5 protein-coding genes are annotated in these 6,773 nt (G+C 39.6%); all 5 read right to left on the bottom strand.

What is annotated here, in order from left to right; translation table 11 throughout:
• Window positions 1-821, bottom strand: an 821-nt coding sequence (locus tag J6U00_RS08460; protein ID WP_296580981.1) for a TerB N-terminal domain-containing protein, incomplete at its 3' end; no start/stop codon positions are given.
• 120 nt (window positions 822-941) lie between these two features.
• Window positions 942-1,526: a DUF308 domain-containing protein gene (locus J6U00_RS08455; RefSeq protein ID WP_296580979.1), complete on the bottom strand. Its 585-nt coding sequence runs from the start codon at window positions 1,524-1,526 to the stop codon at window positions 942-944.
• 13 nt (window positions 1,527-1,539) lie between these two features.
• On the bottom strand, window positions 1,540-4,236 hold the full coding sequence (locus J6U00_RS08450; RefSeq protein ID WP_296580977.1) for a transglutaminase-like domain-containing protein: 2,697 nt from the start codon (window positions 4,234-4,236) through the stop codon (window positions 1,540-1,542).
• On the bottom strand, window positions 4,236-5,429 hold the full coding sequence (locus J6U00_RS08445) for a DUF58 domain-containing protein (RefSeq protein ID WP_296580976.1): 1,194 nt from the start codon (window positions 5,427-5,429) through the stop codon (window positions 4,236-4,238). Before J6U00_RS08445 ends, J6U00_RS08450 begins: the two co-directional genes overlap by 1 nt.
• Window positions 5,430-5,438: 9 nt before the next feature.
• The gene (locus J6U00_RS08440) at window positions 5,439-6,392 is read right to left on the bottom strand and encodes a MoxR family ATPase (RefSeq protein ID WP_296580975.1); all 954 of its coding nucleotides are present in this window, start codon (window positions 6,390-6,392) and stop codon (window positions 5,439-5,441) included.
• Between the last annotated feature and the right edge of the window lie 381 nt (window positions 6,393-6,773).

Below are 6,773 nucleotides of genomic sequence, written 5' to 3'. Positions count from 1 at the left end.
TGACTGCATTCGGAGATATTTCCGAATAGCCTGCTGAAAAGAGAGGATTTTCGCTTTTCGGCAAAAAATTCCGAAAGTTTTACGATGCAGCGGACAGTTACATTTTTGAAGTCCTCTTGACAGGATATGAAGAATAACGATTTTTCTGGCTGGTAAGTTGAAAGATAGGATACAGCAGAAAATATCTCGTTTTCGTTATGTCTCTTCCAGTGCAGAAGAATAAGCATGTAATCCTCATATATTACTTCAGGGATATCCTTTGCAAGACTGGTGTCAAGTTCGTTGTATACGATAAAGTCAATGAGCCAGTTATCGACATATCTGCTTATTGTATCGTCAATGTCTTTGTAGCCGCGGCAGAAATCTCTGAGTAGAGTAAAGCATTCCTCTGGTGTTTCTGCGCCGATGCAGTTTATGAGTTCGTATATATATATAAATACGAATGGCAGGGGAGCTTTTGTGGTATTTCCGATGCGAACTTGCGTTCGCCATGTAAAATATCCCCTGAGCTGATCTACGGTGAGTTCGCGGTAGCATGGATAATATTTTATAAAATCTTCGTTATAGCTGTAGCTGTCGGTATAGCTCTCCATGAACTTCCCTTGCGTATAGAAGAGCCATGCGGAGGTTTTCCAGTATGCAGCCTGAGAGAAGGCGATGTCCTTCATTTCCTTGATCTCTGGAGGCGTTTTAGGTTTTATTAGTTGAGCAGCCGTTCTGATGATGGGTTCATCACTGTATACCTTGTCCCTGAAAGCCGAGCTTTTCAGAAGCTTTTTATCCGAAATGATATTATCTATTATATTATTTACATCAGACACTTTCACGCCTCCTTTACATAAGGTTTACCATAAATTATAGCATAAAAAAACATTTTTGTCAAACACTTGTTCGATTGTCTGAGCAATAAAGAAGCTGCCGAATAGACCGGCAGCTATGTTTTACTGTATTCGCTTCTGATCGTTGTTGTCGTGGACTTCAAAACCATTGGCGTCTATGACGTCATTTGAGGTTATGACCTCTCCGTTGCGTTCGCTTATAACGTAAGCAACATAGAAGTTAAAGGCTGCAAAGGCAAGCATAAGGAGCCCGACGAGGAATCTAACAACCTTTCCTCCGTGGAAAGGGTTGAATATAAGAAATACAGATGCTATAAGAAGGAAGATACCGAAGATAAGCTGGAATATCTTAAGCCCCTTTGTAAGCTCCTTGCTAAGAGCTTTTACGATCTGTGTAATTGATATTACAGTAAGAATTAAGCCTGCGATAACTGACATACTTTTTGAAATAAACTTAGGGATATATAGTACAAAAAGTCCAATCAGCACACCAACTATACCAGCCGGCATAAGAGAACCTCCGTCGCCGCCAAGACTTGAAAATCCTGTGAGTAGACTGCTGACGATGATGATACCGCCTATTATATAGAATATCCATGAAAGCACTCCTGGGAAGAATGCAAAGAGCACTCCGCAGACTGCAAGAAGGATACCCTTTATTATATATCCAGTATTGTCTATCTTCATAATATCACTCCGATCATAATACGTAAATGTATTTTATTATGATTTTCTCGATAAGCGAGGTCCTATTGTAAAGGTTATTTGAGAGCCTCTTAACTGTTTTATAGCATATATCTGCTTCTTCCTCTGTTGGAACGGTATTGCCGTATCTTGTTTTCAGTGCTATCTGAGTAAAGTCCTCAAATTCGTGGTCTTTGAAATATACTCCGGCGTAGCCTTTTTCAACCTCTTCTGCAAAGCTCATATAATTTCCATTCTGGCTCTGCATACCGAGTACTTCCAGCATTCTTTCGGCATATCCGTACATTTTTATTATCCTGCTTGAAACGTTTCCAGTGGTGAAGCGTTTGTTTCTGAATTGAGTGATAATACGACGACGGATAAGCAGTATTCCTACAAGTATTGCGACGAGCAGGTAAAGCTTTAAGCAGAACTTGATGATCCAAGGAATACGCGACCTGAATCTTTGGTCGCTCGGACCGAGGATACCGCCTACACCTCCGGCTTTTGTTGTCGTAACAGTTACCAGAGAGGTGTTTCCAGAGCTGGATGAGGTTGATGAAACGCTTGTAGTGTTGTGATCCTTGGACACAGAAGATGTCGTTGATCCTGTAGTTGTGGTAGTCGTCGGAGGCTCAGTTTTCTTAGCTGAACCTGGAACGATACTGTCTTCCGAAAAACCGTCTGTAAACTCGTATGGTATCCAGCCCACGCCGTCAAGGTATATCTCCGCCCATGCGTGACTGCGGTTATCCTTGACGTTAACTGTGACTGAGCCGTCTTCGTTTACTTTTCCTGTATCAAAATCGCTTCCAACGATCACATATCCCTTTGCATATCTGGCAGGGATACCAGCCATTCTTGCTAAAAGAACGCCTGAGGATGCATAGTGGGTGCAGAATCCCTTATGGTTCTCAAGTAGGAAATAGTTTACGAAATCTCGTGTGGAAGGAGTCTTTCCAGGATAGAGTGTATAAGTGCATTCATTAAATATACGGTCCCTAATTTTATCAAGGGTCTCCAGTGTATTTTTTGTTGTTCTTGTATCCTGATTGTTTATAACATCGGCGAATTCTTTGCGTATCTCTTCCATTTCCGGAGTATTTGGAACGCTGAGATAGTTTTCGTATACGAACTTTTTGTATTCGTCCTGCATAAGCAATGCAAGAATACCTTTATAATTATCAGACACAAGACTTGAATTGAGCATATCCCTGCAGTTTATGTTAACGAAATGATCGTAGGTTATTAAATCGTGTTCATTACAGTATGATTTTATTTTATCCTGCCATTCTTTATCAGTGATATTGCTGATATTACACTGAAACATTGTGATTATTTCGTTTTCAGACAATGAATCATGTATCGAGGATATGATACTGTTAGAGATAAGCTTGTATGTAGTTTCACCGTTTTTATTCTGCGGGGAGGAAACGACGCTGTCGTACAAATATCCGAGATTATCAGTTGGTACTGTGTTATACGGAGAATAATTTTTGTTGGACTTACGCGATTCAGGTTTTATAATAATCGAATTTGTATTGTTGGTATAATTCATCATCTGATAGGCAAGAGCTGTGTAATCCTGCGGATAGATGTTATATTCCTTAAATTCATCAAATAGATCGCAACGGTAATTTTCTTCAGGGAGGGGTTCCCAATGGTCGATGCCGTAAACAGCACGTGTGCATTCTTTTAGGTATACAGCACCTGTTACAGGTTTAGCAACTGTTATTTTTAGATCTGTTTCGCCTTTGTATCTGATGTGGCTTTTATCGCCGAGTCTGTCGTTTTCGTAATCAAAATCAAAGCCAAATGAAATCATCAGACGTGAAAGGCTGTCCGCTAAGTTTTCAAATGAGAAATCCTCAACTGCATTTGAAATGTCATGACGCTTCTGATTGATTTTGTCACTTCTTTTATAATGTGTGACTTTGAGGAAACACATTGATATAAAAGAAGTAGCGACAACGGAGCATATAACGAGCATACCACATCTTTCCGTTACCTTGAGCTTCATGTGCCTTTTGGGGAAGAAAAGGTTGTTCTTTCGCACGAAACCGCTTTGTCCGCCTGAGTATTCGCCAACATCAATAGATGACATAGAAAGCAGAGCGAGCCAATATGCTATACATAGCATACCCCAGAAAGGTGATATGGTTACACCGTTGTACAGACCTATTTCAAGAAGGGGGAAGGTAACAAGGAGAGGAAGTACAGGGTTTGGTCTGCATATAGTAAAAAAGCACATCACCATCGCAACGAACCATATAACGAATATTACTATAGCCGTTATGGATGGTATCATAAGAGAAGGCTTAAGCTCCTTAAAATAATCTATATCTTTCTCGAAGGTGACCTTATATATAAAATTGTATACAAATTTATAGCCGCTTTTAAGAAGTTTCGATTTTTTGTAGACGGCAAAGATGAAAAACAAAAACGAAGCAAGATAGAGCCACAGCGTTTTACCGCCTATAACCGAAATAGTAATATAAAATGCAAGAATACACAAGCTCGCAAATAATACATTGCCCTTGTTGAATGGAAGAGCATACATACTGAGGAAAGCCATAATGAAGGATATAAATCCAATAAGAGTGATAATGACTGAAAATGGCTTCCGAGGATTGGAATTCTTGTGTTTGACAGACATGATAATGCTGTCGCTTATAGAAATACCGTTTGAGTTTTGTGTTTGCTTTCTTTTCATTATATATCTATATCCTTTATTGAAGCAGATATCCTGCCGACTGCGACAGGAATTATGCTGAATGTTGATAAATCAATGCTGATATCAAGCAGATTGTCTGCTGATTCAATAACAATGATCGCGTTTTTCTGCTCGGAGTCTATTTCCTCGTCGATATAATGCAAAGCATCCTGATTCAGAGCCGAGCCAATATATGTGAAGGAAGCAAATGAAAGGTTCGGATGATCAAGGAAATAATTGTCAGGAGACTGGCAAGATAAATCGCTGCTGAATGAAGATAGCAGTGATTTGACAACTATTCCGAGGTCGAGACTGGTTGCGATATGATGCTCGGTGAACATATTCTTGGAAGTATCAAAGAATATTACAGAATGTCCTCTTTCGTTTTCGATAAGAAACTGTGAAACGGACATAAAAGAGTCAATGAGTGAATCGAGCACAGGCAAAGAAATATACTTACTATTATAGGACTTAAGATCAAGAAACAGAGTGCAAGGCACATCTATGGGCAGGCTGTAGTCCTTTACAATAAATTCGTCCTTTTTTGAACTCAGCTTCCAGTGTATACGATTGAGTTTATCACCGGGGGAGTATTCTCTCAGGTCAAATACCTCTGACGGATCATCACCTGGACGGTGCTCTGAGAATATATCGCTTTCTTCGTTTATGCGGTCGGTATAATGTACTATACCGGTTATCTCGTGGCATTCTGGAAGTACAAGCACCTCTGTAGAGACATTATGAGCTGCCTTGAGCTTGAATATTCTAAGTGGGTCAAAAACATTCAGGTATGTTGCGGTGACTCTCAGAGTGCCGCAGAATTCCGAGCGGAGCTGAAAAGTTATCCTCTGAGAGTTCTTTGGCTGTATCGGCAGATAGAGATCAAAGGAGGAGACCTCTTCATTGAACATATTGTAATATTCAATATGAGCCTCGGCTTTTCCGATAGGAAATATACTTCTGTTTGTAACAACGAGCTGTACTGAAAAATCAGAGTTCTTGGTTACAGTCTTATCCTTAAGGGCAAAATCGGCACTTATATTCTTCTTGGCGATATACGTTGTTACGTACATTATTATCGGCAGTATTAGCATAGCTATAAAAAGCACAAGAGCAAAATTGCCGAGATAAAGAATGTAAAACAGCGCACATACTATTATTAATACAATAAAAAGTATCTTTGTGAGAATCATAGCGCCGCCTTATTTTCCACTTATACCAGGAACAGGTACGGTTTTCAGTATCTCTGATATGATGTCTGACGGTGAGGTATCGGACAGCTTTGCCTTTGAGTTGAGCAGTATACGGTGCTCAAATACATCATTGCATATATAGGATATATCCTCGGGAATAACGTAATCACGTCCCATTGCAACAGCTATTCCCTTTGAGAGCTGCATAAGCGAGAGAGTACCACGGGGACTTACGCCGAGCTTGAGCATCGGATGATTACGTGTTGCTGCTGATACGGAAACGATATATTCATATATCCTGTCGTCAACATAAACATTGGAAATATATTCCTGTAATTCGTTAATAAAATCAGCGTCCGCAACCGGTATTACCCTGTCAAGGGGGTTGATGTTCTGCTTAGCTTTAAGGATAGACACTTCTCCGTTGAAATCTGGATAACCCATACTGAGCTTTATCATAAAGCGGTCAAGTTGCGAATCAGGAAGATTATGCGTACCGGCAGAACCGATAGGGTTCTGTGTTGCTATGACAGTATAAGGCTCCGGTAGCTTGTATGTGTTTCCGTCTACAGTGATGCTCTTTTCCTCCATGAGTTCAAGAAGAGCAGATTGGGTTTTGCTTGAGGTACGATTGATCTCATCGGCAAGGAAAAGGTTGCAGAATGCAACACCAGGACGGAACTCAAACTTTCCAGTTGTCTTGTTATATATAGAAAAGCCTGTTACATCAGAAGGGAGCACGTCAGGAGTGAACTGCATACGGTTATGCTCGAGAGAGAGAGCCTTTGAAAAGGCGAGAGCAAGAGTGGTTTTTCCGACACCGGGGATGTCTTCAATGAGGATATGTCCCTTACAAAGCATGGCAAGCAATACCTTTATAATAATAGCGTCTTTGCCAATGACAGCTTTTTTAACCTCGGTGATAATGGCATTGATTTGATCGGTGTAATAAGTTTTGTTCATATACTTCTCCTAAAAGTTTGTTTATACCTATTTATTATAGCATTTCCAGCCTGTATTTGCAATAGGTGAAGCTATAATTTTCCATGTTTTTATATAATTATTGCATCTACTTTTTCGCAGATTTTAAAATTACAGCTGTACTAAACCTGCATAAAAACATAAAAAAACCGCATATAGCGTTAATTCTGACGTAGTAATTGTAACTGAATTGTAACAAAATGCAGTTAAAACGAATGCGTTATTAACAAAATATTAATATAATGTTAATGGAATAGAAACCTAATATGTGCAGATTTACTTCGATGTAATGAAATTCGTGGAAACTATTAGCCATAAAATGGAAATAAATTTGAAAGTATTGCCATTTGAATTAAGATGTGT

It is taken from the genome of Ruminococcus sp. (genome assembly GCF_017650195.1).
GTDB lineage: Bacteria > Bacillota > Clostridia > Oscillospirales > Ruminococcaceae > Ruminococcus.
The sequence above is the reverse complement of the archived record's forward strand: the minus strand, read 5'-3'. Positions and strand labels throughout refer to the sequence as shown.